Here is a 26,220-nt window from a genome sequence, read left to right as displayed (position 1 = left end):
CGTGGAGCTGCGCGACGGCGAGGGCCAGAGACTTCCGTCCCCAGGGACGATGACCAGACGGGGCCAGGGTGCGCTGGCCCTCCAGAAGGAGACGGCCGCATGGCTGACAGCACCCAGAATCCCGAGAACGACGCGTCGAACGACGGAGCGCCCCCGGCGCGGCGACGCCGCCGCGCGGGAGCCCCGGCCGGCGCCCCCGCCGTGACCCCGGAGCCCGCCGCGGCGCCGGAGGACGCCGCGCCGCGCACCGTCGTCGCCCCCCAGTCCGAGGAGCCCCTCGAGCCCGCGCCCGCCGCGCCGACGCGCCGTCGCCGCCGGGCCGGGGCGCCGGCGGGAGCGCCGACCTTCCAGGCGCCGACGGCGCAGCCGACGGAGGAGCCGGAGCCCGCGCCGGAGTCCGAGGCCGACGAGCAGCAGGAGCAGGCGCAGGGGACCGCCGCGAACCGGGTCCTGGACGATCTGAAGGCCCTCGCCTCCGCGACCGGCACCGCGTCCGAGACGTCCTCCGCCGCCGAGCCCGAGGTCGACGAGGACCGGGCGCGCCGCCGCGAGCAGGTCCAGATGGACTTCGCCTCCCTCCTCTTCCAGGCGCCGACCCCGCAGCCCCGCACCACCGTCGCCCCGCAGGACGAGGACGAGGCGGACTCCCGCGACGAGGAGGAGGCCGAGGAGACCCGCGACGAGGACGCCCAGCCCTCGCGCCGCAGCCGGTCCCGCAGCCGCTCCCGCCGCTCCTCCTCCCGCGAGCAGGACGCGCCGCAGGACGAGGACGCGGACCAGGACGACTCCGAGGACACCGACTCCGAGGGCCAGAACGACAGCGACGACGACAACGACTCCGCCGAGAGCGGCTCGGGCTCCTCGCGCCGCCGCCGTCGTCGCGGGGGCCGCGGCCGCCGCGGCCGCGGACGCGGGGAGGACGACTCCCAGAGCGGCGACCGCAGCGCCGAGGACAGCGCGCAGGAGGACTCCTCCGAGGACGAGGAGACCGAGGACGGCTCGGGCGAGGAGGGCTCCGGCTCCTCCTCGGGCGGCTCGAGCTCCAGCTCGCGCCGTCGCCGCCGTCGCCGCCGCTCGGGAAGCAGCGGGGACGACGGCTCCTCCCCGGACGATCCGCCGAACACCGTGGTCAAGGTGCGCGAGGCGCGCGACGAGGTCAAGGCCGTCAAGGGCTCGACCCGGCTCGAGGCCAAGCGCCAGCGCCGCCGCGAGGGCCGTGACGCCGGCCGTCGCCGCAGCGTCATCACCGAGGCCGAGTTCCTCGCCCGCCGCGAGTCCGTCAAGCGCTCGATGGTGGTGCGCGAGCGCCAGGGCAGCACCCAGATCGCAGTGCTCGAGGACGACGTGCTCGTCGAGCACTACGTCGCCCAGAAGTCGCAGACCTCGATGGTCGGCAACGTGTACGTCGGCAAGGTCCAGAACGTTCTGCCCTCCATGGAGGCCGCCTTCGTGGACATCGGCAAGGGCCGCAACGCCGTGCTCTACGCCGGCGAGGTCAACTGGGACGCGGTGGGCCTCGAGGGCCAGCCGCGCCGCATCGAGCTCGCGCTGAAGAGCGGCGACCCCGTGCTGGTCCAGGTCACCAAGGACCCGATCGGCCACAAGGGCGCGCGGCTGACCAGCCAGATCTCCCTGCCCGGCCGCTACGTCGTGTTCGTGCCCGGCGGGTCCATGACCGGTATCTCCCGGAAGCTGCCCGACACCGAGCGCAACCGGCTGAAGAAGATCATGCGGCAGATCATCCCCGAGGACGCGGGCGTGATCGTGCGCACCGCCGCCGAGGGCGCGAGCGAGGAGGAGCTCACCCGCGACGTCGAGCGCCTCACCGCCCAGTGGGAGAAGATCCAGAAGTCCCAGAAGTCGCGGTCCGCGCCCGTGGCCCTCTCGCAGGAGCCCGACATCGCCATCAAGGTGGTGCGCGACGTCTTCAACGAGGACTTCACCTCCCTGATCGTCGAGGGCGGCAAGGTCTACGACGACGTCCACTCCTACGTCTCCGAGGTCGCCCCCGACCTGCTCGAGCGCGTCACCCGCCATGTCGGCGAGAAGGACGTCTTCGCCAAGCACCGCATCGACGAGCAGCTGCTGAAGGCGATGGACCGCAAGGTGTACCTGCCCTCCGGCGGCTCCCTCGTCATCGACCGCACCGAGGCGATGACCGTCGTCGACGTGAACACCGGCAAGTTCACCGGCTCCGGCGGCTCCCTCGAGGAGACCGTCACCAAGAACAACCTCGAGGCGGCCGAGGAGATCGTGCGCCAGCTGCGGCTGCGCGACATCGGCGGCATCATCGTCATCGACTTCATCGACATGGTCCTCGAGGCGAACCGCGATCTCGTGCTGCGTCGCCTCGTGGAGTGCCTGGGCCGGGACCGCACCAAGCACCAGGTCGCCGAGGTGACCTCGCTGGGCCTGGTGCAGATGACCCGCAAGCGCGTGGGCCAGGGCCTGGTGGAGACCTTCTCCACCACCTGCGAGCACTGCCACGGCCGCGGCATGATGGTCGACATGGACGCCGACGGCGGCCACAGCCACCCCCAGGGCGGCGGCAGCGGCGGAGGCGGCGAGGACGGCTCCAAGGGCTCCTCGCGCCGGCGCGGCCGGCGCGGCCGCGGCGGCGCGAAGGACGAGGACGAGGACGGCGGCGACGCCGGCGGCTCCGAGGAGTCCGGCGACGTCCACCGCCTCGCCGACGACGAGGACAGCCGTGCGCTGACCCGCGCGACGATCGCCTCGATCGCCGCCGCCTCGGGCAGCCACAGCCAGCCCGAGGTCGTCGTCGACGGCCAGGTGGTCGATCCCGACGGGGACCAGTGACCTGTTCCACACGGTGTGACGGCGTTCTCGCTGGTCGGGGCGTGTCCCATGGTTGACCGGCTGTTCACGGGATCGTAAGCTGTCCCCTGGCGCAAACGCGTCGCAGTCGTCGTCCGGTGGACATCGCGCGACCGCATCTCCCGCCCGGCTCCCCGGCCGGGAACGGTTGACGGTCGCAGGTCCGCGGTGGTCACCCGAGTGGGCGCTCGACTCGAAGACTGGATTCGAATCACAAGATGGAGACGTGACGTGGTGTACGCAATCGTCCGCGCAGGCGGTCGTCAGGAGAAGGTGTCGGTCGGTGACACCATCGTGATCAACCGCGTGGCAGGCGAGGCGGGCGACAGCATCGATCTCGCTCCCGTGCTGCTGGTCGACGGTGACAAGGTCACCTCCGCCCAGGCCGAGCTCGCGAAGGTCAAGGTCACCGCCGAGAAGGTCGAGGACCTCCGCGGCGAGAAGATCCGCATCCTCCGCTACAAGAACAAGACCGGTTACAAGAAGCGCCAGGGCCACCGCCAGGAGCTCACCCGGCTGAAGATCACGGGCATCGCCTGAGCGATCCCTCGACCAGACAAAGGATTGATCCCAGATGGCATCTAAGAAGGGCGTCAGCTCCTCCAAGAACGGCCGTGACTCCAACGCCCAGCGCCTCGGCGTGAAGCGCTTCGGCGGCCAGGTCGTCGGCGCCGGCGAGATCCTCGTCCGCCAGCGCGGCACCAAGATCCACCCCGGCGACGGCGTGGGCCGCGGCAACGACGACACCCTGTTCGCGCTCACCGCGGGCACCGTCGAGTTCGGCCGCAAGCGCGACCGTCGCGTGGTCAGCGTCGTCGAGACCGTCTGACACGCCGCCCCGGACCCGGGGCACCCAGCGTCCTTCGAGGGGCGGAGCCGATCGCTCCGCCCCTCGTCGCTTATCCACCCCCACGGCACCCTCGACCCTCGGAGAGCACCCATGGCCACATTCGTCGACCGCGTCCGACTGCAGGTCGTCGGAGGATCCGGCGGGCACGGCGCCGCCTCCATCCGGCGCGAGAAGTTCAAGCCCCTCGCGGGCCCCGACGGCGCCGACGGCGGCCGCGGCGGCGACGTGATCCTCGAGGTCGACGCCTCGACCACGACGCTGCTGGAGTACCACCACAAGCCGCACCAGCGCGCGACCGGCGGCGGCTTCGGCAAGGGCGACCTGCGCCACGGCGCGAACGGCGAGGACCTCGTGCTGCCCGTGCCCGACGGCACAGTGGTCACCGAGGAGGACGGCACCGTGATCGCCGACCTCGTGGGCATCGGCACCCGCTACGTCGCCGCGCGCGGCGGCAACGGCGGCCTCGGCAACGCGGCCCTCGCCTCGAAGCAGCGCAAGGCCCCCGGCTTCGCGCTGCTCGGCGAGCCGGGCCAGGAGCGCACCCTCGTGCTCGAGCTGAAGACCGTCGCGGACGTGGCGCTGGTGGGCTACCCCAGCGCCGGCAAGTCCTCGCTCATCGCGGCGATGAGCGCCGCCCGCCCGAAGATCGCCGACTACCCGTTCACGACCCTGGTGCCGAACCTCGGCGTGGTCGAGGCGGGAGAGCACCGGTACACGATCGCCGACGTGCCGGGGCTGATCCCCGGCGCCAGCCAGGGCAAGGGCCTCGGGCTGGACTTCCTGCGCCACATCGAGCGCTGCCACGTGCTGGTGCACGTGCTGGACGCCGCCGCGCTCGAGTCCGACCGTGACCCCGTCAGCGACCTCGAGATCATCGAGTCCGAGCTCGCCGCCTATGCCGCGAGCCTGGACGAGGAGGCGGAGACCCGCGTGCCGCTCATGGAGCGGCCCGCCGTGGTCGTGCTGAACAAGACCGACCTGCCCGACGGCGCCGACATGGCCGACCTCGTCCGCGAGCGGCTGGGGGAGCGGGAGATGCCGATCCTCGACGTCTCCGCGGTCTCCCGCAAGGGGCTGCGGGAGCTGTCCTTCCTGCTCGGCGAGCTCGTCGAGCAGGCGCGCGCCGCCCTGCCCGCTCCTGAGCCGGCGCCGGTCGTCCTCACCCCGCGCGGCGCGGATCGGGCCTCCTTCGAGGTCGTCACGGAGCAGTACGACGGCGGCACCGCCTTCCGCGTCCGCGGCGACAAGCCCGAGCGCTGGGTGCGCCAGACCGACTTCACCAACGACGAGGCCGTCGGCTTCCTCGCCGACCGCCTCGCGAAGCTCGGCGTCGAGGACGGGCTGTTCTCCGCCGGGGCCGTCGCCGGCTCCACCGTGCTGATCGGCCCCGGGGACGACGCGGTCGTCTTCGACTGGGAGCCGACGATGGTGGGCGGCGCCGAGATGCTCGGCCGCCGCGGCACCGACGACCGGCTCGAGGACCACCACCGCCCCACCCGCGAGCAGAAGCGCGAGGAGCAGAAGGCCCGCACCGCCGCCCGCATGGACCGTCTCGCCTCGATGGAGGCGGAGCGGAGGTCCGGCCACTGGGCCGATCCCTCGAGCGACGGGGACGGTCAGCGGTGAGCGTGGCGGAGCTGCGTCAGCCCGCCCGTCTCACTGCCCGCGAGGAGCTCGTCGGCGCCCGCCGCATCGTCGTGAAGATCGGCTCCTCGAGCCTGACCGACGCACGGGGGAGGCTGGACCAGTCTCGCCTCGACGGCGTCGCGGAGGTCGCCGCGACGCTCGCGGCGCGCGGCACGGAGCTGGTGCTCGTCTCCTCCGGGGCGATCGCGGCCGCGCTCGGCCCGCTGGGACTGCCGGAGCGGCCCACCTCGGTGCCGCTGCAGCAGGCCGCCGCGAGCGTGGGCCAGGCCCTGCTCGCCACCGCCTGGTCCCGCGCCTTCGCCGTGCACGAGCGGACCACCGGGCAGGTCCTGCTCACCGAGTCCGACGTGATCCGCCCCCAGACCTATCGCAACGTACGCAGCGCCCTGGAGGCCCTGCTCGAGCTCGGCACCGTGCCGGTGGTCAACGAGAACGACACCACCGCCACCCACGAGATCCGCTTCGGGGACAACGACCGCCTCGCGGCGCTCGTCGCGCAGCTGCTCGGCGCCGACGCGCTGATCCTGCTCACCGACGTCGACGCCCTCTACACCGCCCCGCCCCGCGAACCCGGTGCGGAGCGGATCGGCGTGGTCGAGGACGTGGCGCGCCTGGCCGGGGTGAGCATCGGCTCGGTCGGCTCGAAGGTCGGCACCGGCGGCATGGTCACGAAGCTGTCGGCCGCCCAGCTCGCCTCCACCACCGGCACCGCGGCGCTGATGACCTCCGCGGAGCGCTTCGCCGAGGCGGTGGAGGGCCGGGACGTCGGCACCTTCTTCCCCGCCCATCACGGCCGTCGCCGCTCGCGCCTGGTGTGGCTGCGCTTCGCGACCCGCGGCGCGGGGACGCTGCACCTGGACGAGGGCGCGGCCGGCGCCGTGCGCTCGCGCCGTCGCTCGCTGCTCGCCGTCGGCGTCACCCGGGTGGAGGGGACCTTCCCCGCGGGGGTGCCCGTGGACGTCGCCGCCCCGGACGGCACCGTGATCGGCCGCGGCCTGACCTCCTTCAGCTCCGACGAGCTGCGGGCCATGGCGGGGCGCGGCACCGACGAGGCGCGGGAGCTGCTGGGGGAGCGGTACCGCCGCCCCGCGATCCACCGCGATCAGCTGGTGGTGCTCTGAAGGACGCGGGACCGCGTCTCCCGGCCGGAGCGGATCCGCTCGATCAGCCAGCTCAGCACGAGCGCGAGCGCGATGCCGAGCACCACGCCCAGCAGCGGCCGCTCGCGGAACAGCAGCCCGCCGGCCATCCCGATCCCGACGTTGTACAGCGCCCAGGCGGTCGCGGCCAGCAGGGCGAAGCCCGCGAAGAGGGGCCGCGGGTAGCGGATCATGCCCGAGGCGATCGAGGTGGCGGTGCGCCCGCCGGGGATGAACCGGGCGGTGACGATGAGGGCGCCGCCGCGCGTGTTCAGGCCGTTCTCCGCCCAGGTCAGGAGCTTGTCGCCGGCACGTCGCGCGCGGAGCAGTCTGGTCACCGGCCCGGCGCCGCGGCCCACGTGATGGGCGATCAGGTCACCGCTCAGCGCCGCGGCCATCGTCACCGGGATCAGCACCAGCGCATGCGGCGACTCCTGCGCGACCGCATAGGCGCCGGCGGTAATCACCACCGTCTCCCCGGGGAAGACCGGGAAGACCGAGTCCGCCGCGACGACCGCGAAGAGCAGGACGTACAGCCACGGCGAGGCCATGACCACCTCGACCAGGTGGAGTACGGCGTCCATGCAGGCGATCACCTCGGGGCTCGGGAGAGGGGCGGACCGACCGAGGCTAGGGTCCCCTGCCGCATGTTCCCTGGGCGGACGCCCCGGGCTCCCTGGACGTCCCGCTCGTAGACTCGGGCCATGGACGATCAGCTGCTTTCCGTCGAGTCGGCCGTCCGCGGCGCCGCCCGCGCCGCGAAGGACGCCCAGCCCGTGCTCGCCCGCCTCCGCCGCGCCGAGAAGGACGCGTTGCTGCACGCCATGGCCGAGGCGCTCGTCGCCCGCGCCGACGAGATCGTCGCCGCCAACGCCCAGGACCTCGCCGCCGCCGACGAGTCCGGCATGGCCGCCGGTCTGCGCGACCGGCTCGCCCTGGACCCGCAGCGGATCGCGTCGATCGCGCAGCAGCTGCGCGACGCCGCCGCGCTGCCCGACCCCGTCGGCGAGGTGGTGCGAGGCTCCGTGCTCGCCAACGGCCTCGAGCTGCGCCAGGTGCGGGTGCCGATGGGCGTGATCGGGATGGTCTACGAGGCGCGCCCGAACGTGACGGTCGACGCCGCCGGCCTCGCGCTCAAGGCCGGCAGCGCCGTCGTGCTGCGCGGCGGCTCCGCGGCCCTGCACTCCAACACCGCGCTGATCGCGGTGCTGCGGGACGTGCTCGCCGAGCGCGGGCTGCCGGAGGATCTCGTCGTCGGGATCGATGCGCACGGCCGCGAGGGCGCCGACGTGCTCATGCGTGCCCGCGGGCTGGTCGACGTGCTGATCCCGCGCGGCGGCGCTGGCCTGATCCGCCGCGTGGTCGAGAACGCCCAGGTGCCCGTCATCGAGACCGGCACCGGCACCACCCACGTGCTGGTGGACGCGAGCGCCGACCTCGACCAGGCCGAGCAGATCGTGCTCAACGCCAAGACCCAGCGGGTCGGGGTGTGCAACGCGCTGGAGACGCTGCTGGTCCACCAGGACGTCGCCGCCGAGGCGCTGCCGCGGCTCGGCACCGCTCTGGCGGAGGCCGGCGTGCGCCTGCACGTGGACGAGCGGGCGGCCGCGCTGCTGCCGGCGGGCGTCGAGCATGTCCCCGCGACGGAGGAGGACTGGGACGTGGAGTATCTCGCCCTCGAGCTCGCCGTCGCCGTCGTCGACGACCTCGACGCGGCGCTCGCGCACATCCGCGCCCACTCCTCGGGCCACACCGAGTCGATCCTCACCCGCGACCTCGTCTCCCAGCAGCGCTTCCTCGCCGAGGTCGACTCCGCCGTGGTCATGGCCAACGCCTCCACCCGCTTCTCCGACGGCGGAGAGTTCGGATTCGGCGCCGAGATCGGGATCTCCACCCAGAAGCTCCACGCCCGCGGCCCGATGGGGCTGAGCGAGATCACCGCCACCAAGTGGCTCGTGGTCGGTCAGGGCCACGTGCGCCCGTGACCCCACTCCCACCCGGCGGGTTCCGGCCGGCACCCCGCCCGCGCTGTGGGATGATGGGCCGGTCACTCGAGGAAAGGCCTTCTAGAAGATGATCGACCAGCTCATGATCCTCGCCGAGTCCGGCGCCGGCGCGAGCGAGGGCATCCCCGCACCCTTCATCGGGATCGGTGCGTTCGCCATCCTGATGACCATGCTGGCCATCACCTGGCTCACCGGGGGTGCGCACCACCGCAGCCTCGACAAGAAGCACGACGCGGACACCGACTCCGACACCGACCGCTGAGACCGGTGGAGCTGCAGCGACGACGGATCGGCGTGATGGGCGGGACCTTCGATCCCATCCATCACGGCCACCTCGTCGCCGCCAGCGAGGTGCAGAGCGTCTTCGCGCTCGACGAGGTCGTGTTCGTGCCCACGGGCCGGCCCTGGCAGAAGGCGTCGCAGGAGATCTCCGACCCGGAGCACCGTTACCTGATGACCGTCGTCGCGACCGCCGCGAACCCGGTCTTCACCGTCTCGCGCGTGGACGTCGACCGTCCCGGCGCGACCTACACGATCGACACGCTGCGCGAGCTGCACGCCGAGCACCCCGACGCGGACCTCTTCTTCATCACCGGCGCGGACGCGCTCCAGAACATCCTGACCTGGAAGGACACCGAGGAGATCTTCCAGCTCGCGCACTTCGTCGGCGTCACCCGGCCGGGGCACGAGCTGGACACCTCGGGACTGCCGGACGACGGCGTCACCCTGATCGAGGTGCCCGCCATGGCGATCAGCTCGACCGACTGCCGCACCCGCGTCGCCGCCGGCGCCCCCGTCTGGTACCTGGTGCCTGACGGGGTCGTGCAATACATCAACAAGTACGCGCTCTACACAGGAGGTGACGGCCGATGACCGAGCCGGAGACCACCCCGCGGCGCGGCCGCCGCGCCCGTGCGCTGAGCCCCGAGGAGCTCGCCGGCGCCGAGCCGAGCCCCGAGGCCCCGGGACGCCGCGGTGCCGTGCCCCCGCCCGACGCCGACGCGCCGGTGCCCGCCCTGCGCAAGTTCGGTCGCCGCGCCCGCATCATCGAGCTCAGCGACCAGCCCGCCCCGGAGCCCGTCGGCGCCCCCGCGCCCCGCGCCGCGGAGGCGGAGATCGTCCGCGACAGCGACGGCGTCGAGCTCGGCGAGCTCTCCGTCACCGACGCGCCCGATCCGCGCCCCGCACCGCGCTTCGACGGCAAGGTGCTCCACCGGCCCGAGAGCGCGGGCGGCCGCCGCCTGCTGTGGCTGGTGTGGGTGCTGATCGCGCTCGCGCTGATCGCGCTGGTCGCCCTGCTGCTGACCGGCGTGCTCTCGCCCTCGGAGGCCTCGGCCTCCGCCACCGCCCTGCTCGACACGACTCCCGCCCACCTCGTCCTGGAGGACCCCGCAGCGTGACCGCTCCCGAAGAATCCCTCGACCTCGCCCGCGTGGCCGGCCAGGCCGCCGCCGACAAGCTCGCCGAGGAGGTCATCGGCCTGGACGTCTCGGAGCTGGTGGTCATCACCGACGTCTTCCTGGTGTGCAGCGGGGACTCCGAGCGCCAGGTCTCCGCGATCGTCGACGGAGTGGAGGAGGCGCTGCTGACCGAGCGCCGCCGCAAGCCGCTGCGCCGCGAGGGCGAGCGCGATGCGCGCTGGGTGCTGCTGGACTACGGCGACATCGTCGTGCACGTCCAGCACGCCGAGGACCGCGCCTTCTACGCCCTCGAGCGGCTGTGGCGCGACGCCCCCGTGCTCGATCTCCGGATCGACGAGGGCCGCCCCGAGTGAGGCCCGCCCATCGCACCCGGCTCGTCCTCGTGCGTCACGGCCAGACCGAGCACAACCGGGAGGGCCGCCTGCAGGGACAGGTCGACATCCCCCTGAACGAGAACGGCCGTCACCAGGCCGAGACGCTCGCCCGCACCGTCGCCGCCTCCCCACCCGACGTCATCGTCTCCTCGCCGCTGTCGCGCGCCCGCGACACCGCCGGGGCGATCGCGCGCGCCTGCGGGCTCCAGGTCACCACCGATGAGGCCTTCCTCGAGCGCAGCTTCGGGCAGTGGGAGGGCCTGCGCGGGGAGGACATCCGCAGCCGCTGGCCCTCCGAGCACGCCGACTGGCGCGCCCATCGGCCGATCACGGGCCTCGATATCGAGGACCGCCCCGAGGTGGGCGAGCGCGTCGCCGCCGGCTGCCGCCGCCTGCTGGAGGAGAACCCCGAGAGGACCGTCATGGTCGTCGCCCACGGCGCGGCGATCACGCTCGGGATCACGGCCCTGCTGGGTCTGGACATGCGCGGATTCCGCGGCATCGCCGGGCTCGAGAACTGCCACCGCTCGGTGCTCGAGCCGCTCCATGCGGAGCCGACGGAGGGCCTGATGAGGTTGCTGTCACACAACCTGCCTCCCGATTTCACCTGAGCGGGGAAGCGGGGTATTCTCGACGAGTCGCCTGATGGGGCGGCACCCGATACGGGGCTATGGCGCAGTTGGTAGCGCGCTTCCATGGCATGGAAGAGGTCAGGGGTTCGAATCCCCTTAGCTCCACTCGAGAATCTCGTGAGACAGTGACTCGTCAGAAGGGCCCCGGCAGAGCCGGGGCCCTTCTGCTGTGTCGGGAGGCTCAGCGCACCGGCTGGCGCAGGATCGTGCGCAGGCGCTCGGGCGCCGCGCGGCGCGGGTCGCCGAGGTAGATCTCGTGATGACGCCCCGTCATCGCAAGTCCCCGGGAGGTGATCTTCTCGTGGTGCATCCGCTCGAGCACGGGGCCCTCCTCGTCGTAGGGGCCGATGTGCAGGGTCTGCAGGCAGCGCCCCCGGCCGAGCTCCTGCTTCGAGCGGAGCTTCAGACGGTAGGCGAGGGGATGGAGCGCCTCGAGGACCGCCTCGTAGGCGAGGGAGGGGTGCTGGTCATCGGTCGTCCTCCTCGAGGGCGATCAGTGCGAGGTCCATATGGTGCAGCACGCGCAGGGTGCCGTCGAGCTCCGCGGCGGTGAGGTCGCCGCCGACCCGCTCGAGCAGGGAGAGCTCGCGCTCGATCACCGCGGTGATCGCGGCGTCGCCCGCCGGCGTCAGGCGGACGAGGCGGGAGCGGCGGTGGGCGGGGTTCTCGATCAGTTCGACGAGGCCGTCCGCCGCCGCCTGGTCCACCATGCGCTGGGTGTACTGACGGCTGAGGTCCTGGGCGCGGGCGAGCTGCGGGACCGTGCGCTCCCCGTCCCGGCGGAGCTGGTCCAGGACGTTGCGCACCCCGACGGAGAGTCCGCTGACCTGCTCGTCCTGCTCCACGAGGCGAGCGACGCGGCGGTAGACGGGGCCGAGGGCGACATAGACCTCGGCGAGGCGGGGCGCGAGGGCCTCCGGGGCGAGAGGAGGGTTGTCCATCGACCCAGTATGACACCTGGGTTGTCATCCACAGCGGGAGATGACACCCTGGGTGTCATGAACGCTGCGATGACGCACCCCGCCCCGATCCACCTCGACCTCCCCGACCAGCGCATCTCCTATCTCGACCTGCCCGGCACGGATCCGGACGCCCTGCCGCTCCTGCTGCTGCACGGCGGCGCCGTCGACTCCCGGATGTGGGGTCCGCAGCTCGGCGCCTTCCCCGAGCGGCGCGTCCTCGTCCCCGATGCCCGCGGGCACGGCGGCTCCTCCGACGCGGAGGCGCCCTACCGGCTCGTCGACGACGTGGTCGCCCTGCTCGATGCGCTGGGGATCGAGACGGTGGTCGCGGCGGGCATCTCCATGGGCGGGAGCACCGCCGGCGACCTCGCCCTCGAGCACCCGGAGCGCGTCGCCGGGATCCTGGTGGGCGGGACCGGGACCAGCGAGATCGAGTTCACCGATCCCTGGGCCCTGCAGGCCTTCGCCGACTGGAGGGCCGCCGAGTCCGGCGGTTCGGCGCAGGCCTGGATCGACGTGCTGCAGCGCTTCACCGCCGGCCCCCATCGCACTCTCGACCAGGTCGACCCCGCTCTCCGCGATCTGATCCAGGAGATGGCACGGAGCACGCTGGACAAGCATCTCCGGCTCGACGAGAACGGGGCGCCCGTGCCCCCGCACCCGCCGACCCCGGTGACCGGGACCTGGGAGCGCGTCGGAGATCTGCGCATCCCCGTCCTCGCGCTCGGCGGAGCGCTCGACGGCGACGACCACCGACGCAGCGGTCGCCGCCTCGCCGAGACGGCCCCGCGAGGGCGGTACGTGGAGCTCGACGGCGTCGGCCACTATCCGAACCTCGAGGATCCGGCCGCGTTCAACGCTGCGGTGCGGGAGCTGCTGGACGCGCTCTGAGCTTCCCCTCCTCGACGATCAGGCCGTGCAGCTCCGCCAGCTCCGGCACGGTGAAGGCCGCCTCCTCGAGCGCCGGGACGAGCGCACGGGCGAAGGCCCGGTAGGTGCCCGGGACCTCTGCGCCGCGCTCGCGCAGGGCCCGCCGCGCGTACTCGTCGCAGAGGAAGGCGGGCCGGGCGAAGCAGTACAGCGAGATCGCATCGGCCGTCTCCTCGCCGACGCCCTCGACGGAGAGGAGCTCTCGGCGGAGGGCGGTGTCGTCCAGCTCGTCGGCGGCCGCGGCACGGCCGGCCCACCACGCCGCGAGCGCCTGCATGCGCCGCGGCTTCGTGCGCGGGAAGCCGGCCGGGCGGACCAGCTCCCGCACGTGCTCCTCGTCGGCCGACGCGAGCCGGGCGGGCTCGCGCAGTCCGGCGGCGGTGAGTGCGGCGAGGGCCTGCGCCGCCTGCTCCCACCGGGAGCGCTGGACCAGCACCGCGCCGAGCGCGATCTCGAAGGGCTCCTCGCCGGGCCACCACCAGCCCTGCGGGCCGTGCCGGGCGAGCAGCTCGCGGTGCAGGGCGCGCAGGTCGATCATGCGAGGTAGGTTGTCACGTCCTCAGGGGCGACCGCGAGATGCACCGCCGTGCCGGGGGCGAGATGCCGGGCGGCGGCGTCCTGCGGGGACAGGTCCGCGGCGAGATCCTCGGTGCGCACCCGGACCAGGTCGCCGTGCGGGGTCAGGGAGCGGACGGTGCGGGGGAGCCCCTGCTCGGCGAGGCGCACCGCGGCGGGGCGGAAGGCGGCGAGCACCGCGGTGCCGGGGACGAGGGGGCTCTTCGCCGAGAGGCGGCCGCCGCCCTCGAGCTCGATCCGGTGCCCGTCCCATCGGCCCGCGACGAGGTTCAGCCCCGCCAGCCGTGCCGCGAAGGCCGAGCGCGGTCGGGCGAGGACCTCGGTCGTCGGCCCCGCGTCGACCTGCCGGCCCTGCTCGAGCACCACGACGCGTTCGGCGAGCGAGAGCGCGTCCAGGACGTCGTGGGTGACGACGATCGCCGTGCGGCCTGCGAGGAATCCGCGCAGCTGCTCGCGCAGCGCGGGCGCGACGTCGACGTCCAGCGCAGCCATCGGCTCGTCAAGCAGCAGCAGCCGGGGATCCGCCGCGAGCGCCCTCGCGATCGCGACCCGCTGCGCCTGTCCGCCGGAGAGCTGGGCGGGGCGGCGGGCGGCGAGATCGGCGAGGCCCAGGGCGTCCAGGTGCTCGAGCGCCCGGCGCCTCGCGTCCCCGCGCGGGACGCCCTGGGCCCTCAGCGGGAAGACGACGTTCCCGAGCGCCGAGAGGTGCGGGAAGAGCACCGGGTCCTGGCTCAGGGTGGTGACGCGGCGGTCATGCGGCGGCACCCAGGTCCCCTCGTCGGCCAGGATCCGGCCGTCGAGGGAGACCGAGCCGGAGCTGGGGCGCAGGTCCCCGGAGATCAGCGACAGCGCGGTCGACTTCCCGGCGCCGTTCGGGCCGACGAGGGCGAGGGTCTCGCCGTGTCCGACCTCGAGGTCGAGCTCGACATGGCGCTCGGCGACGGCGGCGCGCAGCACGAGGCTCATGCGCTCCGCCTCCGGTGCGCGAGGGCGATCACCGCGACCGCGACGAGCATCAGCACGAAGGAGAGCGCCACCGCGGCCTCCGGATCGCTCTCGCGCTGCAGGTAGATCTCCAGCGGCAGGGTGCGGGTGGTGCCCTGCAGGGAGCCGGCGAAGGTGATCGTCGCGCCGAACTCCCCGAGCGCACGGGCGAAGGAGAGCACGGTGCCGGAGAGCAGGGCGGGCAGCACCAGCGGCAGCGTGACGTGGGTGAGGACGCGGGAGGGGCGCGCCCCGAGCGAGGCGGCGGCTCGCTCGTAGCGGGTGCCGGCCGTGCGCAGAGCCCCCTCCAGGCTGAGCACCAGGAAGGGCAGGGCCACGAAGGTCTGCGCGAGCACCACCGCGGTGGTGGAGAACGCGATCTGCACACCCAGCACCTCCAGGTGCCGGCCCAGCAGTCCCTGGCGCCCGAAGGTGTACAGAAGTGCGATGCCGCCGACCACCGGCGGCAGGACCAGCGGGATCAGCACCAGCGAGCGCACCAGCGACATGCCGCGTCCGTCGGTGCGGGCGAGCAGCAGCGCCATCGGCACGCCCAGCAGCACGCAGGCCGCGGCGCTGGTCAGTGAGGTCTGCAGGCTCAGCCGCAGCGCCGCGAGCGAGGACTCCGAGGTGATCAGGGCCCAGAAGTCGCTCCACTCGACCCGGAGCGCCATCGCCGCGAGCGGCAGGACGACCAGCAGCGCGCCGAGCCCGGCCGGCAGCAGGATCCAGCGGGGGAGGGTCCTCATGCGCCGCCGAAGCCGTATCCGGCGAGGACCTCCTGGCCCTCCTCGCCGGTGACGAGGTCGACGAACTCCTGGCCCAGCTCCGGGCTCGCCGAGCCGTCGACGGTGGTGATGGGGTAGGTGTTCACGGCCTCCTGCGCCTCGGGGAAGTCGATCCCCTCGACGGCGTCGCCGGCCTTCTCCACATCGGTGACGTAGACCAGGCCCGCATCGGCCTCGCCGCTGGTGACCTTGTTCAGCACGTCCGTGACGGACTGCTCCTCGCTGACCGGGGCGAACTCGAGTCCCGCCGCCTCCTCCATCGTCCCGGTCGCCGCGCCGCACGGCACCTCCGGCGCGCAGACGACGAGGTTCAGGTCGCCGGTGAGGGAGGCGAGGTCCGTGACGCCCGCGGGGTTCCCGGCCGGCACCGCGATCCTCAGCGTGTTCGTGGTGAAGTCGACGGGATCCGCCGCGTCGAGGCCGGCGTCGGTGAGCTTGTCCATGTTCTTCGTGTCCGCAGAGGCGAAGACATCGGCCGGGGCGCCCTGCTGGATCTGCTCGACCAGCGTGGAGGAGCCGGCGAAGCTGAACTCGACCGTGACGCCCTCGTGCTCGGACTCGAACTGCTCGCCGAGCTCCTCGAAGGGCTCCTGCAGGGAGGCGGCGGCGAAGACGTGGAGGGTGACCGGTGCGGCGGCCGGGTCCTCGGCGGGGTCGCCGGAGCCGCACGCGGCGGCGGTCAGCGCGATCGCCGCGGCGGCGGCCGCGGAGCGGAGCAGGGTCTTCATGACGGCTCCGCCTCGATCACGACCTGCGTGGCCTTCACGACGGCGCTGGCGACCCTGCCGGGCTCCAGCCCGAGCTCCCGGGCGGCCTCGCTGCTCATCAGCGAGACGACGCGGAAAGGACCGCACTGCAGCTCGACCTGCGCCATCACGGTGTCCGTCACGACCCGGGTGACCAGCCCCGTGAAGCGGTTCCGGGCGGAGGAGGCGGTCGTGCCGTGCAGCTCGGGCGTCACCGCCAGCTCCCGGGCGAGGCGCGCGACCTCGACCCCCTCGAGCACCTTCCGGCCGCTCGCGTCGTGGGTCGCCTCGAGGGTCCCCTTCTCGATCCACCGTCGCACGGTGTCCTCACTCATCCCGAGGAAGGTGGCGGCATCACGAACCCGCATCTGCGTCATGAGGACCACCATAGCGGCGCAGATGCGGGTTCATGGGACGGAAGTCCTCAGGCGACGAGCAGCACCCCGCCGAGCGCGACCGAGGCGACGAGCGCGGTCGAGAGCGCGGCGAGGAGGAAGGGGCGCGGTCCCACCTGCTTCAGCAGCGAGATCCTCACCCCGGTGCCGAGCGCGAACATCGCCGCGGCGAGCAGGAGGGTCTGCAGCAGCGACCCGGCCTCGAGCACCGGCTCCGGGAGCGGCATGAAGGACCGCACGAGCACCATGGCGAGGAAGCCGACCACGAACAGCTGCACCAGCGGCGGCTGCTTCCCGTCCTTCGCGCCGTGCCGGCGCTGCTGCATCGACATCACCGCCATCACCGGCGCGAGCATCAGCACGCGGGCGAGCTTCACGATCACGGCGACGGTGAGCGCCGCGCCCCCGCCGATCGCGCCGCCCGCGGCGACGACCTGGGCGACCTCGTGGATGGAGGCGCCCGCCCAGGGACCGGCGGTCTCGCCGTGCAGGCCCATCAGTGCGGCGGCCGCGGGCACCAGCACGATCATCAGCGAACCGCACAGCACCACCAGCGCCACGGCCGTGACCGTGTCCTCCTCGCGCTCGTCGTCCGGATCCGTGACGCCCGCGGCCGCCGCGACCGCCGCCGCGCCGCAGATCGAGAACCCGCAGGCGATCAGCACGGTGAGGTGACGGCCGACGCCGACGAGCCGGCCCAGCAGCACGGTCCCGAGGATGCCGACCCCCACCACCGCGACCACGACCAGCAGCATCCCGATGCCGAGGGAGGCCAGGTCGCCGAGTGCGACCTGGAGTCCCAGCAGCACGATCCCGGCGCGCAGCAGCTTCTTCGAGGCGATCGCGAGACCCGGCGCCGCGGCCCGGGGGAGCGGGACGACGTTCGCGAGCACCACGCCGACGACGATCGCGAGGACCAGGGCACTGATCCCCGGCAGCAGCGGTGCGACGAGCATCGAGACGACCGCGACGCCGAGGGCGAGCGCGAGGCCCGGCAGGATCGAGGGGGCCGGGGACGTCGAGGGCGTCGGCGTCGAGGGGACGGCGCCGGAGGAGAGGGTGTGCGAGGGGGCGGAGGGCATGACGTCCACGGTTCCATCGCCTCTGACCTGCCGGTAGTCGGCAGTTCACCAGCAGGGCATATAGTTCTGATATGCCAGCCTCTCTGCCGAACCTGTCGGCCCTCGCCCTGTTCGTGGCCGTGGTGGACGAGGGCGGGCTCGGCGCCGGCGCCCGGCGCGCCGGGATCCATCAGCCCAATGCGAGCCGGATGATCGCCCAGCTCGAGGCGCAGGCGGGCACCGCCCTGCTCGAGCGGGACCCGCGCGGCTCCCGCCCCACCTCCGCCGGGCTGCTGTACGCGGCGCAGGCACGGCAGCTGCTGGAGGCGGCCGAGCAGTTCTCCGACTGGCTGCGGCACAGCCGCGAGGAGGGCGTGCACGAGCTGCGCGTGGGGGTGTCGATGACGATCGCGGAGCACCTGATGCCCGCCTGGCTGGCCGAGCTGCGCCGCCGCAGCCCGCGCACCCGGGTCGACCTCGAGGTGCTCAACTCCACCCAGGTCCTCGCCGGGGTGCACGACGGGCACCTGCGGCTCGGCTTCGTCGAGACGCCCCGCCTCCCGCGGGACGTGCACACGCTGACGCTGCGCGAGGACGAGCTCGTGGTGGTCGTCGCCCCGGAGCATCCCTGGGCGCTGCGCGAGGGGCCGCTCGAGCTCGACGAGCTCGCCTCGACCCCGCTCGTGGTGCGCGAGGGAGGGTCCGGCACGCGCGACGCCTTCGAGGAGCTCGTCCCCGCGGCGGGCGGGACCCCGCCCGTCCAGGAGCTCGGCAGCAACGCCGCCGTCCGCATCGCCGTCGCCTCCGGTGCTGGGCCCGCGGTGCTCAGCATGCTCGCCGTCCGCTCCGGGCTCGAGAGCGGGCAGCTGCTGCGGGTGCCGCTGGCGGGCTCGCGTCTGCGCCGCCCGCTGACCGCGGTGTGGAACGGGCCCCGGCGGCTCAGCGGCCCGGCAGCGGATCTCGTCGCCGTCGCGACAGCAGCCACGCCGCCGCCCCGGTGATCGCGCCGAGCAGCGCGCCCGTCACCAGGCCCGAGGGCACCGAGGTGAGGCGGAGGATGATCGCCTGCGCGGTCGGGTCGAGGTCCGCGAGGTTCCCGCCGAGCTGCGGCGGGGCCCCGTCGAAGGCGGCGTTCCACAGCAGCTGATGGGTCACGACCAGCATCGCGCCGTGCAGCAGCCCCACCAGCAGCAGCGTGGTGAAGGGCCGGGTCACGCGGCAGGCCAGCACCACCGCGACCCATACCAGCAGCGGCACCGCGACGAACACCAGGTTCACGGCCGTCCCCTCGTGCAGCAGGTCCAGATCGTGCAGGACCACGCGCGGGATGCCCAGCAGGGCGAGAGCGAGCTGGGCGACGACGGGGAGGCGGCGGGCGCTGTCGTGGTTCATGCTGACGAGCCTCTCCTGCGTCCGCTCCGCGCCGCATCGGCCCGAGGGCGCGGCCGGGGTACGTTCGGAGGCGACATCGAGAGCAGGAAGGGTGCGACATGCCGATCCTCACCAACACCGCGGAGCAGCCCGAACAGCCGCGCCGCGGCGCCGTCTGGTCCATCGCCGTGCCCGAGCGCGAGCTGGACTCCAACCTGATCCGACTGCCCGCCGGGGAGGAGATCCCCGCCCACATCGGCGCCGAGGTGGACACGCTCGTGCACGTGGTGCGCGGCGAGGGCGTGCTCACGACGGAGGACGGCGAGGAGCCGCTGCGCGCCGGGGACGTCGCGCTGCTGCCCCGCCGCACGGTGCGCGGGTTCCGGGCGGGGGAGGACGGACTGGAGTACCTCACCGTGCACCGGCGCCGCCGGTCGCTGACGATCCAGAGGCCGCGAGACTGAGCGCGGTGCAGCGGTCACCCGCGTCCGGACGTGGCGCCGCAGGTCAGAAGGGTGGCGGATCCTCGTAGGGAGAACTGCCGGGCTCCTCATCTCGCGCAGCCGGCTCGCCCTGGGCGGGAGGCCCCTTCGGGATCGGCGATCTCGCCGGCGACGTCGGCGGAGGAGTCTGAGCCGGCAGTGGCGCCGACGCCGTCCGGCGGTCGACGAAGGCCCGCCAGGCGCGGTCGAGGTCCTCGACGGCGAGTCGTGTGCCGAGGTCGATGTCGTCGGCCGTGATGACCTGCTCGCCGCGGGTGCCGATCCGCCAGCGGGTGCGTCCCGGGCCGCGTCCCTCACCGGGCTCCGGCCCGCTGACCGGGACGGGGAGCCTGGTCGGGTCGAGATCGCCGGCGGTCTTCGCCTGATGGTGCTGCCAGCACAGCAGGTGGAGGTTCTCGAGCTCGGTGCGACCGCCGCGAACGGGGTCGGCGTGGAAGAACTCCTCGATGTGGTCGGCCTCGGAGGCCCAGGAGACCGGTCGTGTGCAGCCGGGGACCGCACAGGTCGAGCTGCGCAGGCGGAGATGCTCGAGCATGGCCTGCGTCGGCGGATAGCGGTCCGGGGGCAGCGGCAGGAAGGCTCCCGTGCACGCATCGGTGAGGATCCGGTACCAGACGCTCTCGCCGCCGGGATCTCCCTCGCGACCGCGGGAGGGAGCGGGATCGTGCCCTCCAGCATGCCGGGGGCGTCGGAGAGGCCCAGCAGGGTGAACACCGGCACGGTGACGTTCAGGCGGAAGCGCGGCGCGGGCACCCGCACGCCGTCGGTGTCGAACTCGGCGTTCAGCATCAGGTCGTAGCGGAGCCGGTCGAGCGGCACGGGGCGCTGGGTCGCGCTCGCGATGCCGTCGAGGTCATAGGGGATCTCGGTCCCCTCCCGCAGGGCGCTGCGCTGTGCGGCCTGGATCGCATGCGCGGTTTCGTCCAGACGCTTCCAGAACGCGAGGACCTCGGGGATCGGCCCGCGCGGCGACGCCGCTCCGGTCCCGGCGCGCCCGTCAGGGGTGAGCTCGACTTCCCGCGGCAGAGCCTCCTCCGGCGCTGAAGGCTCCTTCTCCCGCTCGGCGAGCAGCCGCACCAGCGCGCGCAGCAGGGTGAGGAAGCGCTCGACGGGGATGTCGGCGGGCCAGGCGGTGAGCGCCGCGTCCAGCAGCCTCCGGGACTCGTCGCCGAGATCCTCCGACTCGCGCAGCACCTTCTGGAACCACCAGCTGGGCAGCGCACCCGCCTCCAGGCGTGCGAGCGTGCGCGGCAGCTGGTCCACCGCGCGGTGCGCCGCCAGGAGCTCCCGGTGCGCGACGCCGTGCGTCACCCGCAGCGCCATCGCGGCGCGGAGGGTGTCCACGTCGTCCGCGCAGTCCCCACCCTCGGACTCGATCAGCGCGGCGAGGGCGCGGAGGCGCGCGGCCAGGGCGCGGGCGCTCGCCGTCTCGGCGTCCCAGACCCGCTGGGCCGCCTCGCCGAGCCGCATGTCCTCCTCGCAGCCCGAGCGTGCGGGGAGGTCCTCCCGCGTGCGCGCCGCGCGGGCCCGGACTACGCGCAGACGGGAGGGGATGGAGTCGAGGAAGGCGAGGGCGGCAGGCTCGAGGGGTGTGCCGCCGATGTCGGAGCGGTGGGTGTCGTCGTCGCCGGCGCTCGCCGGCGTGCTCGTCGCGGTGCTCATGTCCCCACCCCCTCGGTCGTCCCGGAATGTCACGAGACTACGGCGTCGGTGTGACAGAAGAAAGGTGTGTGGATGAGTTTCGGATGTCTCCCGGGGGTATCCACAGAATGGTGTGTGCGGGGTGTGGGCAAGTGAGGTGTGGGGAGGGGAGGTCGCGCGCGGGGAGGGGGAACGGGGGCGTCATCCACATTCTGAGCTGGGAGTGCGTCGTCTGTCGGGGGTAGGGTGTAGGGCGTGTCGCGCGGGGTGGGGCTGTGGGTTGTGTCTTCACGCTATTCCGTAGAGTCGCATTCGGTGAATGCGCGAAAGAGATCCTCTTCGAAAATGTGTGCAAGGTCTTTCGACTGATGATGGTCGAGCGGTGCGGAAATGTGCCAGGCGATATATCGCGGTTCCGCCTCGGGCCGCGTCCGACGGCCCGACGCTCTCGCGTTCTCCCGGCGGTCGCGCTCCGTCAGCGTCCGGCCCCGCTCCGCCACCCGCTCGCCCTTGCCCGCTCCCCGTCGGCCGCCGGCGCGCGGGGCCGACCGGTCGACTCTCCCCCCTGCACCCTCGCACCGCACCCCACAGTTCGCGCGTCCTCCCCGCGACCAGGCAGACTGGGGGCATGGCTGACCCACAGGATCCCCGCGTCGCGGTATATCTCGATTTCGACAACATCGTCATGTCCTGGTACGACCGGGTGCACGGACGGCAGGCGTACAGCCGCGACCGCCACCGCATCGCGGAGGACCCCACCGAGCCCGAGATCGCCGAGCGGCTCGCGAAGGCGACCGTCGACGTCGGCGCCGTGATCGACTTCGCCGCCTCCTTCGGGTCCCTCACCCTCACCCGCGCCTACGCGGACTGGTCCTCGCCGGTCAACGCCGTCTACCGCAGCCAGCTCGTGGCCCGCGCCGTCGACCTCGTCCAGCTGTTCCCCGCCGCGGCCTACGCCAAGAACGGCGCCGACATCCGCCTCGCCGTCGACACCGTCGAGGACCTCTACCTCCTGCCCGACCTCACCCACGTCGTGATCGTCGCCGGGGACTCCGACTACGTCCCCCTCGCCCAGCGCTGCCGCCGCCTCGGCCGCTACGTGATCGCGCTCGGCGTCGCCGGCTCCACCGCGAAGTCCCTCGCCGCCGCCTGCGACGAGTTCGAGTCCTACGAGAACCTCCCCGGCGTCGAGCGGCCCTCCGCCCCCGCACGCTCCCGCTCCCGGCGCCTCGGCGGCGGGGACGAGGAGGGACGCGGGACCTCGCGCTCCCGCAGCCGGCGCGGCCAGGGCGGCGCCGACAGCACGGACGGCACCGACGGCGCAGAGAGCACCGAGAACACCGAGAGCTCCACCAGCGCCGAGAGCACCGAGAACAGCGGCGGTTCCGGCTCGCGCCGCGGCGGCCGCAGCCGGCACAGCGGCGTCGACAGCAGCGCGAGCACCGCCTCGCAGGAGATCGAGGACCGCCTCGACGACACGCTCGAGGACGAGGGCGAGGAGGACCCCCGCGAGTCGGCCACCCGCCTGCTCGAGCGCGCCCTCCAGCTCGGCGGCCGCGGCGACAGCGAATGGCTGCACAGCTCGGCCGTGAAGTCCCACATGCGCCGCATGGACCCCTCCTTCAGCGAGAAGGCCCTCGGCTACCGCTCCTTCTCCGAGTTCCTCAAGGCGAACTCCGACATCGCCGTGCTCGAGGAGACCGGGCACGAGCGCCTCGTGCGCGCCAAGGACTGACGGGGGCCGGCGCGCCATGACGACCCTGCTCTCCGACGCCCTGGCCGGACGCACCGTCATCACCGCAGTGGACCGGCGCTCCGAGGAGCTCGCCGCCGCCCTCGAACGGCACGGCGCGCGCGTCGTGCCCGCCGCCGCGATGTCCACGATCCCGCACGTCGACGACGAGACGCTGCTCGAGCGCACCCGCGCGCTGATCGCCGCGCCGCCGGACGCGACGGTCGTCCTCACCGGCGTCGGGATGCGCGGCTGGCTCGAGGCGGCCGACGCCGCCGGGCTCGGCGAGGACGTCCGCGCCGCCCTCGGCGCCTCCCGCATCCACTCCCGCGGCACCAAGGCCCACGGCGCGGTGCGCGGGGCGGGGCTGGACAGCGTCTTCGTCGCGGCCTCCGAGACCGCGGCCGAGCTCGGCGAGGAGCTGCTGCGCACGGGGGTGGACGGTCTGCGGATCGCCGTCCAGCACCACGGCTCCGGCGACGACGGGCTCGACGAGCTGCTCACCGCGCACGGCGCCGAGGTGGTCAGCCTGACCGTCTACCGCTGGGGGCCGCCGTCGGATCCCGCCGCGCTCACCCGCGCGGCCCGGCTCGCCGGCGCCGGAGGGGCCGACGCCGTGCTGTTCACCTCCGGGCCCGGCGCGACCGGCTGGCTCGACGCCGCCGCACGGGCCGGGACCCTCGATGCCGTGAGGGAGCGCGCCCGGGCGGGCGAGCTGGTGCTCGCGAGCGTCGGTCCCGTGACCTCCGCGGCGCTGACCGCCCGTGACCTGCCCGTCCTGGAGGCGGAGCGGGCGAGGATGGGCTCCCTCGTGCGCACCGTCGTGCAGCACTTCGCCGAACTCTCCTGACAGCAGGAGGCGGAGAGGGGGATACTGGGGTGCCCGGGACAAGGAGGCCGTCCGATGAACACGTTCCTGTGGATCCTCGCCTTCGCCCTCGCCGCGGTCTTCGTGGCCAGCGGCGCGATGAAGCTCCTCGCACCGCGCGAGCAGCAGATCGAGAAGACCCCCTACGCCGAGGACTTCCCCCACAGCGTCATCCAGGGGATCGGCGCCCTGGAGATCCTCGGCGCGCTCGGCCTCGTCGTCCCCGCGCTCACCGGCATCGCCACGGTCCTGGTGCCGCTGGCGGCCGCCGGCCTCGCGATCACCATGGTCTTCGCCGCGCTCGTGCACGCCCGACGCGGCGACCCGTTCCGCGCCATGCTCCCCTCGATGCTCCTGGCGCTCGGATCGGTGGTGGTGGCCTGGTCCCGCTTCGGGCCCTACCCGCTGTGAGCTGAGCCCGTCCGGCGCCCCGCCCGCAGCAGCGCCCGCAGCGCGAGCCCGACCAGCAGCGCCCAGAACGCCGCGCTGATCCCCGCCGCCGCGATGCCCGAGGCGGCGATCAGCACCGTCACCCCGGCGGGGAGCTGCTCCTCGGACTCCGCGAGCGCGGAGCGCAGCGAGGCCACGAAGGTGCCCAGCAGCGCGAGCCCCGCCACCGCCGGGATCACGCCCTCCGGCGCGAGCGCGATCAGCTGTGCGAAGGCGGTCGCTCCGAGACCGCACAGCACCAGCACCACGCCCGACGTGGTCGAGGCGATCCAGCGCCGCTCCCGATCCTCCCCGGCCTCCGGCCCGGCCGCGAGAGCGGCAGTGATCGCCGCGAGATTCACGCCGTGCCCGCCGAGCGGCGCGCCGATCATCGTGCCGAGACCGGTGGTCACCATCGACGCGCGCCACGGCACCTCATAGCCGAGGCTCCGCATCACCGCCACGCCCGGCACGTTCTGCGACGCCATCGTCACCAGGTACAGCGGGAGCGCGACCCCCACGACCGCGCCGACGGTCAGCGTCGGGACGGTGAGCTCCACCGCCGGGAGCAGCGGGGGAGCGGCCGACGGGGAGGGCGCCGCCGTCAGGGACACGACGATCACGACGCTCGCGGCGAGGAACGCGAGCGGGGAGGCCCAGCGCGGTGAGAGCCGCTGCGCGAGCGCCCACACCACGATCACCGGCGCCACCGCGAGCGGATTCGCGGCCACGCCGAGCACCGGGCCCAGGCACAGCTGGAACAGCACCCCGGCGAGCATCGCCTGCGCGATCGGGGTCGGGATCCGGGCCATCAGTGCGCCGAGCGCGGGCACCAGCCCCGTCAGCACGATCAGCACCCCGACCAGCACGAACGCACCGACTGCGGCGGGCCAGCCGCCGTCCACCGCGCCCGTCGCCGCGAGCAGCGCCGCGCCCGGGGTGGACCAGGCCACCGTGATCGGCAGACGGGTGCGCAGGGAGAGCAGCATCGAGCACAGCCCCATCAGCACGCTCACTGCGAGCAGCCCGCTCGCCGCCTGCGCGGGCGAGGCGCCGACCCCCTCGAGACCCGCGAGGACGACGACGAAGGAGCTCGTGAACGCGACGAGACCGGAGATGACCCCGGCCGAGACGGGGCGCAGCATGAGCGCAGACTAGGCGGCGGGCGGGGTTGCCCGCGCCGCGGTTCGCGGGGAGGATCCCAGGGTGGCTCCCACCGACGTCGTCTCCTGGCTCCTCGACACCGACCCCGCCCTGCGCTGGCAGGTCGAGCGCGATCTGCTGGACCAGCCGCCCGAGGTGTGGGAGGCGACCCGCGCGCGCATCCCCCACGAGGGCTTCGGGGCGAGGCTGCTGGACCACCAGGACCCGGAGACCGGGCTGTGGGCCGGGGGCGCGTTCTTCCCCGCCGGGTTCTTCGACGATCCCGAGAACCTCGAGCTGCCCGGCCAGCCCTGGACCGCGACCACCTGGTCCCTCACCACTCTGCGTGAATGGGGCATGGACCCCGCCCCGCTCATCGAGCGCGACACCGCCGCGAAGCTCGCCGAGCACGCGCACTGGGAGTACGACCCCTCCCTGCCCTACTGGGGTGGCGAGGTGGACTGCTGCATCAACGCGATGACGCTGGCCAACGGCCTCTGGGTCGGAGCCGACGTCTCCTCCCTGCCCCGCTGGTTCCTCGCCCACCGCATGGACGAGGGAGGCTGGAACTGCGAGTGGGAGGACGGCTCGACGCGCGCGAGCTTCCACTCGACCCTGAACGTGCTGCGGGCCCTGCACGTGCACGAGCAGGCCACGGGCGGCTCGCCCGTGCTGCGCACCGCGAGGGGCGAGGCGGAGGAGTACCTCCTGCAGCGGCGCCTCATGCGCCGGGAGAGCACCGGGGAGATCGTCGGCCCCTGGGTGGAGCATTTCCTGTACCCGCCGCGGCACATCTACTCCGCGCTGCGGGCGCTCGACCACTTCCGCGAGCGGGATCTGCGCGATCCGCGGATGGCCGACGCCGCCCGGTCCGTCCTCGACGCGCAGCAGGAGGACGGCACCTGGCTTCAGCAGCACCGCCTGCCCGGTGCGGTCTGGTTCGAGGTCGACGTCCCGGTGGGGGAGCCCTCGCCGTGGCTGACCCTGCAGGCACTGCGGGTGCTGCGCTGGTGGGGCGAGGGCTGAGCCGACCGCCCGATCGGGCAGCGTCGCAGATCACAGTTCGATCACCGTGAGCCCTCTGCGGGCGAACTCGCCGCGGCCGCCCCTGGGGGAGGGGTACTGTGCGGGCCACCCCTGTGCGGGTGCGCTGGATCACATCCCCGCCCGTCCCCTGCACGGCATCA

Annotated in this window: 29 protein-coding genes, 1 tRNA gene and 1 pseudogene; 19 read left to right on the top strand and 12 right to left on the bottom strand. The window is 73.6% G+C overall.

From position 1 onward, the window contains the following. Positions 1-99: 99 nt before the first annotated feature. The 5 genes from DEU31_RS14200 to proB all read left to right on the top strand — a co-directional run bounded on the left by DEU31_RS14200 (position 100) and on the right by proB (position 6,453). Entirely contained in the window at positions 100-2,817 is a 2,718-nt protein-coding gene (locus tag DEU31_RS14200; protein WP_133677612.1) for an Rne/Rng family ribonuclease, read from the top strand. A 249-nt stretch (positions 2,818-3,066) separates the two neighbouring features. Continuing rightward, positions 3,067-3,375 (top strand): 50S ribosomal protein L21, encoded by a 309-nt coding sequence (rplU, locus tag DEU31_RS14195; RefSeq protein ID WP_029360839.1) that lies wholly within the window; start codon positions 3,067-3,069, stop codon positions 3,373-3,375. A gap of 34 nt (positions 3,376-3,409) precedes the next feature. Next, positions 3,410-3,664 carry a 50S ribosomal protein L27 gene (gene rpmA, locus DEU31_RS14190; protein WP_010551799.1) on the top strand — a complete coding sequence of 85 codons (255 nt, stop codon included), beginning with the start codon at positions 3,410-3,412 and terminating at the stop codon, positions 3,662-3,664. Positions 3,665-3,775: 111 nt separating this feature from the next. After that, complete coding sequence (gene obgE, locus DEU31_RS14185) at positions 3,776-5,311, top strand: GTPase ObgE (RefSeq protein WP_126985204.1); 1,536 nt, start codon at positions 3,776-3,778, stop codon at positions 5,309-5,311. Beyond that, the gene (proB, locus tag DEU31_RS14180) at positions 5,308-6,453 is read left to right on the top strand and encodes a glutamate 5-kinase (RefSeq protein WP_133677611.1); all 1,146 of its coding nucleotides are present in this window, start codon (positions 5,308-5,310) and stop codon (positions 6,451-6,453) included. Before obgE ends, proB begins: the two co-directional genes overlap by 4 nt. Here proB and DEU31_RS14175 read toward each other — a convergent pair. Then, entirely contained in the window at positions 6,435-7,055 is a 621-nt protein-coding gene (locus tag DEU31_RS14175; protein ID WP_053916715.1) for a VTT domain-containing protein, read from the bottom strand. The two genes, proB and DEU31_RS14175, sit on opposite strands and share 19 nt — an antisense overlap. Before the next feature lie 120 nt (positions 7,056-7,175). On the opposite strand from DEU31_RS14175, the gene DEU31_RS14170 reads away from it, so the two are divergent. From DEU31_RS14170 to DEU31_RS14140, 7 genes are all read left to right on the top strand, one after another. Next, positions 7,176-8,456: a glutamate-5-semialdehyde dehydrogenase gene (locus DEU31_RS14170; RefSeq protein WP_126985208.1), complete on the top strand. Its 1,281-nt coding sequence runs from the start codon at positions 7,176-7,178 to the stop codon at positions 8,454-8,456. An 88-nt stretch (positions 8,457-8,544) separates the two neighbouring features. Further along, positions 8,545-8,739 (top strand): hypothetical protein, encoded by a 195-nt coding sequence (locus tag DEU31_RS14165; RefSeq protein WP_010551794.1) that lies wholly within the window; start codon positions 8,545-8,547, stop codon positions 8,737-8,739. A 5-nt stretch (positions 8,740-8,744) separates the two neighbouring features. Next, on the top strand, positions 8,745-9,350 hold the full coding sequence (gene nadD, locus DEU31_RS14160; protein WP_082835355.1) for a nicotinate-nucleotide adenylyltransferase: 606 nt from the start codon (positions 8,745-8,747) through the stop codon (positions 9,348-9,350). Further along, positions 9,347-9,877: a hypothetical protein gene (locus DEU31_RS14155; RefSeq protein WP_010551792.1), complete on the top strand. Its 531-nt coding sequence runs from the start codon at positions 9,347-9,349 to the stop codon at positions 9,875-9,877. The genes nadD and DEU31_RS14155 overlap by 4 nt, the downstream gene beginning before the upstream one ends. After that, the gene (rsfS, locus tag DEU31_RS14150; RefSeq protein ID WP_133677610.1) at positions 9,874-10,251 is read left to right on the top strand and encodes a ribosome silencing factor; all 378 of its coding nucleotides are present in this window, start codon (positions 9,874-9,876) and stop codon (positions 10,249-10,251) included. Before DEU31_RS14155 ends, rsfS begins: the two co-directional genes overlap by 4 nt. Then, positions 10,248-10,883 (top strand): histidine phosphatase family protein, encoded by a 636-nt coding sequence (locus DEU31_RS14145; protein ID WP_133677609.1) that lies wholly within the window; start codon positions 10,248-10,250, stop codon positions 10,881-10,883. Before rsfS ends, DEU31_RS14145 begins: the two co-directional genes overlap by 4 nt. A gap of 53 nt (positions 10,884-10,936) precedes the next feature. After that, positions 10,937-11,009: transfer RNA gene (locus DEU31_RS14140), tRNA-Ala, on the top strand. A 76-nt stretch (positions 11,010-11,085) separates the two neighbouring features. Here DEU31_RS14140 and DEU31_RS14135 read toward each other — a convergent pair. Both DEU31_RS14135 and DEU31_RS14130 read right to left on the bottom strand, forming a co-directional pair. Continuing rightward, positions 11,086-11,307 (bottom strand): annotated as a pseudogene (locus DEU31_RS14135) (GyrI-like domain-containing protein); the annotation flags it as partial. Between the two features lie 64 nt (positions 11,308-11,371). Then, entirely contained in the window at positions 11,372-11,845 is a 474-nt protein-coding gene (locus DEU31_RS14130; RefSeq protein WP_133677607.1) for a MarR family winged helix-turn-helix transcriptional regulator, read from the bottom strand. Positions 11,846-11,902: 57 nt separating this feature from the next. Between DEU31_RS14130 and DEU31_RS14125 the strand changes: the two genes are divergently transcribed. Further along, complete coding sequence (locus tag DEU31_RS14125; RefSeq protein WP_166649524.1) at positions 11,903-12,757, top strand: alpha/beta hydrolase; 855 nt, start codon at positions 11,903-11,905, stop codon at positions 12,755-12,757. On the opposite strand, the gene DEU31_RS14120 is transcribed toward DEU31_RS14125, so the two are convergent. Genes DEU31_RS14120 through DEU31_RS14095 form a run of 6 tightly spaced genes read right to left on the bottom strand, consistent with a single transcriptional unit; the run spans position 12,720 to position 17,367 of the window. Next, positions 12,720-13,334: an endonuclease III gene (locus DEU31_RS14120; RefSeq protein ID WP_133677605.1), complete on the bottom strand. Its 615-nt coding sequence runs from the start codon at positions 13,332-13,334 to the stop codon at positions 12,720-12,722. The genes DEU31_RS14125 and DEU31_RS14120 overlap by 38 nt on opposite strands. Beyond that, complete coding sequence (locus tag DEU31_RS14115) at positions 13,331-14,338, bottom strand: ABC transporter ATP-binding protein (RefSeq protein ID WP_133677604.1); 1,008 nt, start codon at positions 14,336-14,338, stop codon at positions 13,331-13,333. Before DEU31_RS14115 ends, DEU31_RS14120 begins: the two co-directional genes overlap by 4 nt. Further along, on the bottom strand, positions 14,335-15,105 hold the full coding sequence (locus DEU31_RS14110) for an ABC transporter permease (protein WP_126985224.1): 771 nt from the start codon (positions 15,103-15,105) through the stop codon (positions 14,335-14,337). The genes DEU31_RS14115 and DEU31_RS14110 overlap by 4 nt, the downstream gene beginning before the upstream one ends. Continuing rightward, positions 15,102-15,872: a molybdate ABC transporter substrate-binding protein gene (gene modA / locus DEU31_RS14105; protein ID WP_010551786.1), complete on the bottom strand. Its 771-nt coding sequence runs from the start codon at positions 15,870-15,872 to the stop codon at positions 15,102-15,104. Before modA ends, DEU31_RS14110 begins: the two co-directional genes overlap by 4 nt. Then, positions 15,869-16,267: a TOBE domain-containing protein gene (locus DEU31_RS14100; protein ID WP_029360837.1), complete on the bottom strand. Its 399-nt coding sequence runs from the start codon at positions 16,265-16,267 to the stop codon at positions 15,869-15,871. Before DEU31_RS14100 ends, modA begins: the two co-directional genes overlap by 4 nt. 47 nt (positions 16,268-16,314) lie before the next feature. Beyond that, the gene (locus tag DEU31_RS14095; RefSeq protein WP_166649523.1) at positions 16,315-17,367 is read right to left on the bottom strand and encodes a putative sulfate exporter family transporter; all 1,053 of its coding nucleotides are present in this window, start codon (positions 17,365-17,367) and stop codon (positions 16,315-16,317) included. Positions 17,368-17,438: 71 nt separating this feature from the next. On the opposite strand from DEU31_RS14095, the gene DEU31_RS14090 reads away from it, so the two are divergent. Beyond that, positions 17,439-18,347, top strand: a complete 909-nt coding sequence (locus tag DEU31_RS14090) for a LysR substrate-binding domain-containing protein (protein WP_010551783.1) — start codon at positions 17,439-17,441, stop codon at positions 18,345-18,347. On the opposite strand, the gene DEU31_RS14085 is transcribed toward DEU31_RS14090, so the two are convergent. After that, positions 18,286-18,738 carry a hypothetical protein gene (locus DEU31_RS14085; protein ID WP_133677602.1) on the bottom strand — a complete coding sequence of 151 codons (453 nt, stop codon included), beginning with the start codon at positions 18,736-18,738 and terminating at the stop codon, positions 18,286-18,288. The genes DEU31_RS14090 and DEU31_RS14085 overlap by 62 nt on opposite strands. Before the next feature lie 98 nt (positions 18,739-18,836). Here DEU31_RS14085 and DEU31_RS14080 point away from each other — a divergent pair, with 98 nt between their 5' ends. Then, positions 18,837-19,181 (top strand): cupin domain-containing protein, encoded by a 345-nt coding sequence (locus DEU31_RS14080; protein ID WP_133677601.1) that lies wholly within the window; start codon positions 18,837-18,839, stop codon positions 19,179-19,181. Between the two features lie 43 nt (positions 19,182-19,224). Here the strand turns inward: DEU31_RS14080 and DEU31_RS16875 are convergent, their stop codons facing one another. Continuing rightward, the gene (locus DEU31_RS16875; RefSeq protein WP_166649522.1) at positions 19,225-19,755 is read right to left on the bottom strand and encodes an HNH endonuclease signature motif containing protein; all 531 of its coding nucleotides are present in this window, start codon (positions 19,753-19,755) and stop codon (positions 19,225-19,227) included. 1,734 nt (positions 19,756-21,489) lie between these two features. Between DEU31_RS16875 and DEU31_RS14070 the strand changes: the two genes are divergently transcribed. The 3 genes from DEU31_RS14070 to DEU31_RS14060 are packed head-to-tail and all read left to right on the top strand — an operon-like array spanning position 21,490 to position 23,872. Next, entirely contained in the window at positions 21,490-22,596 is a 1,107-nt protein-coding gene (locus DEU31_RS14070; protein WP_133677600.1) for an NYN domain-containing protein, read from the top strand. Positions 22,597-22,612: 16 nt separating this feature from the next. Next, positions 22,613-23,443: a uroporphyrinogen-III synthase gene (locus DEU31_RS14065; protein ID WP_133677599.1), complete on the top strand. Its 831-nt coding sequence runs from the start codon at positions 22,613-22,615 to the stop codon at positions 23,441-23,443. 54 nt (positions 23,444-23,497) lie between these two features. Continuing rightward, a complete protein-coding gene (locus DEU31_RS14060; RefSeq protein ID WP_126985240.1) occupies positions 23,498-23,872 on the top strand; it encodes a DoxX family protein in 375 nt (124 codons plus the stop codon). Here DEU31_RS14060 and DEU31_RS14055 read toward each other — a convergent pair. Then, positions 23,860-25,035: a benzoate/H(+) symporter BenE family transporter gene (locus tag DEU31_RS14055; protein WP_133677598.1), complete on the bottom strand. Its 1,176-nt coding sequence runs from the start codon at positions 25,033-25,035 to the stop codon at positions 23,860-23,862. The two genes, DEU31_RS14060 and DEU31_RS14055, sit on opposite strands and share 13 nt — an antisense overlap. A 61-nt stretch (positions 25,036-25,096) precedes the next feature. Here DEU31_RS14055 and DEU31_RS14050 point away from each other — a divergent pair, with 61 nt between their 5' ends. Beyond that, complete coding sequence (locus tag DEU31_RS14050; RefSeq protein WP_133677597.1) at positions 25,097-26,059, top strand: squalene cyclase; 963 nt, start codon at positions 25,097-25,099, stop codon at positions 26,057-26,059. The last annotated feature ends 161 nt before the right edge of the window (positions 26,060-26,220 follow it).

The sequence above is a fragment of the Brachybacterium sp. AG952 genome (genome assembly GCF_004362645.1).
Taxonomy (GTDB): Bacteria; Actinomycetota; Actinomycetes; order Actinomycetales; family Dermabacteraceae; genus Brachybacterium; species Brachybacterium conglomeratum.
The sequence above is the reverse complement of the archived record's forward strand: the minus strand, read 5'-3'. Positions and strand labels throughout refer to the sequence as shown.

What these genes read in the sequence shown, in the direction of transcription:
- DEU31_RS14170 (WP_126985208.1), top strand. Translation starts at nt 7,176, where the DNA reads ATGGACGATCAGCTGCTTTCCGTCGAGTCGGCCGTCCGCGGCGCCGCC.
- DEU31_RS14085 (WP_133677602.1), bottom strand. Translation starts at nt 18,738, where the DNA reads ATGAACCACGACAGCGCCCGCCGCCTCCCCGTCGTCGCCCAGCTCGCT.
- obgE (WP_126985204.1), top strand. Translation starts at nt 3,776, where the DNA reads ATGGCCACATTCGTCGACCGCGTCCGACTGCAGGTCGTCGGAGGATCC.
- DEU31_RS14110 (WP_126985224.1), bottom strand. Translation starts at nt 15,105, where the DNA reads ATGAGGACCCTCCCCCGCTGGATCCTGCTGCCGGCCGGGCTCGGCGCG.
- DEU31_RS14080 (WP_133677601.1), top strand. Translation starts at nt 18,837, where the DNA reads ATGCCGATCCTCACCAACACCGCGGAGCAGCCCGAACAGCCGCGCCGC.
- modA (WP_010551786.1), bottom strand. Translation starts at nt 15,872, where the DNA reads ATGAAGACCCTGCTCCGCTCCGCGGCCGCCGCCGCGGCGATCGCGCTG.
- DEU31_RS16875 (WP_166649522.1), bottom strand. Translation starts at nt 19,755, where the DNA reads ATGCTCGAGCATCTCCGCCTGCGCAGCTCGACCTGTGCGGTCCCCGGC.
- DEU31_RS14125 (WP_166649524.1), top strand. Translation starts at nt 11,903, where the DNA reads ATGAACGCTGCGATGACGCACCCCGCCCCGATCCACCTCGACCTCCCC.
- DEU31_RS14090 (WP_010551783.1), top strand. Translation starts at nt 17,439, where the DNA reads ATGCCAGCCTCTCTGCCGAACCTGTCGGCCCTCGCCCTGTTCGTGGCC.
- DEU31_RS14065 (WP_133677599.1), top strand. Translation starts at nt 22,613, where the DNA reads ATGACGACCCTGCTCTCCGACGCCCTGGCCGGACGCACCGTCATCACC.
- DEU31_RS14175 (WP_053916715.1), bottom strand. Translation starts at nt 7,055, where the DNA reads ATGGACGCCGTACTCCACCTGGTCGAGGTGGTCATGGCCTCGCCGTGG.
- DEU31_RS14055 (WP_133677598.1), bottom strand. Translation starts at nt 25,035, where the DNA reads ATGCTGCGCCCCGTCTCGGCCGGGGTCATCTCCGGTCTCGTCGCGTTC.
- DEU31_RS14200 (WP_133677612.1), top strand. Translation starts at nt 100, where the DNA reads ATGGCTGACAGCACCCAGAATCCCGAGAACGACGCGTCGAACGACGGA.
- rpmA (WP_010551799.1), top strand. Translation starts at nt 3,410, where the DNA reads ATGGCATCTAAGAAGGGCGTCAGCTCCTCCAAGAACGGCCGTGACTCC.
- DEU31_RS14130 (WP_133677607.1), bottom strand. Translation starts at nt 11,845, where the DNA reads ATGGACAACCCTCCTCTCGCCCCGGAGGCCCTCGCGCCCCGCCTCGCC.
- DEU31_RS14095 (WP_166649523.1), bottom strand. Translation starts at nt 17,367, where the DNA reads ATGCCCTCCGCCCCCTCGCACACCCTCTCCTCCGGCGCCGTCCCCTCG.
- DEU31_RS14070 (WP_133677600.1), top strand. Translation starts at nt 21,490, where the DNA reads ATGGCTGACCCACAGGATCCCCGCGTCGCGGTATATCTCGATTTCGAC.
- DEU31_RS14100 (WP_029360837.1), bottom strand. Translation starts at nt 16,267, where the DNA reads ATGACGCAGATGCGGGTTCGTGATGCCGCCACCTTCCTCGGGATGAGT.
- DEU31_RS14060 (WP_126985240.1), top strand. Translation starts at nt 23,498, where the DNA reads ATGAACACGTTCCTGTGGATCCTCGCCTTCGCCCTCGCCGCGGTCTTC.
- DEU31_RS14115 (WP_133677604.1), bottom strand. Translation starts at nt 14,338, where the DNA reads ATGAGCCTCGTGCTGCGCGCCGCCGTCGCCGAGCGCCATGTCGAGCTC.
- DEU31_RS14120 (WP_133677605.1), bottom strand. Translation starts at nt 13,334, where the DNA reads ATGATCGACCTGCGCGCCCTGCACCGCGAGCTGCTCGCCCGGCACGGC.
- DEU31_RS14165 (WP_010551794.1), top strand. Translation starts at nt 8,545, where the DNA reads ATGATCGACCAGCTCATGATCCTCGCCGAGTCCGGCGCCGGCGCGAGC.
- DEU31_RS14155 (WP_010551792.1), top strand. Translation starts at nt 9,347, where the DNA reads ATGACCGAGCCGGAGACCACCCCGCGGCGCGGCCGCCGCGCCCGTGCG.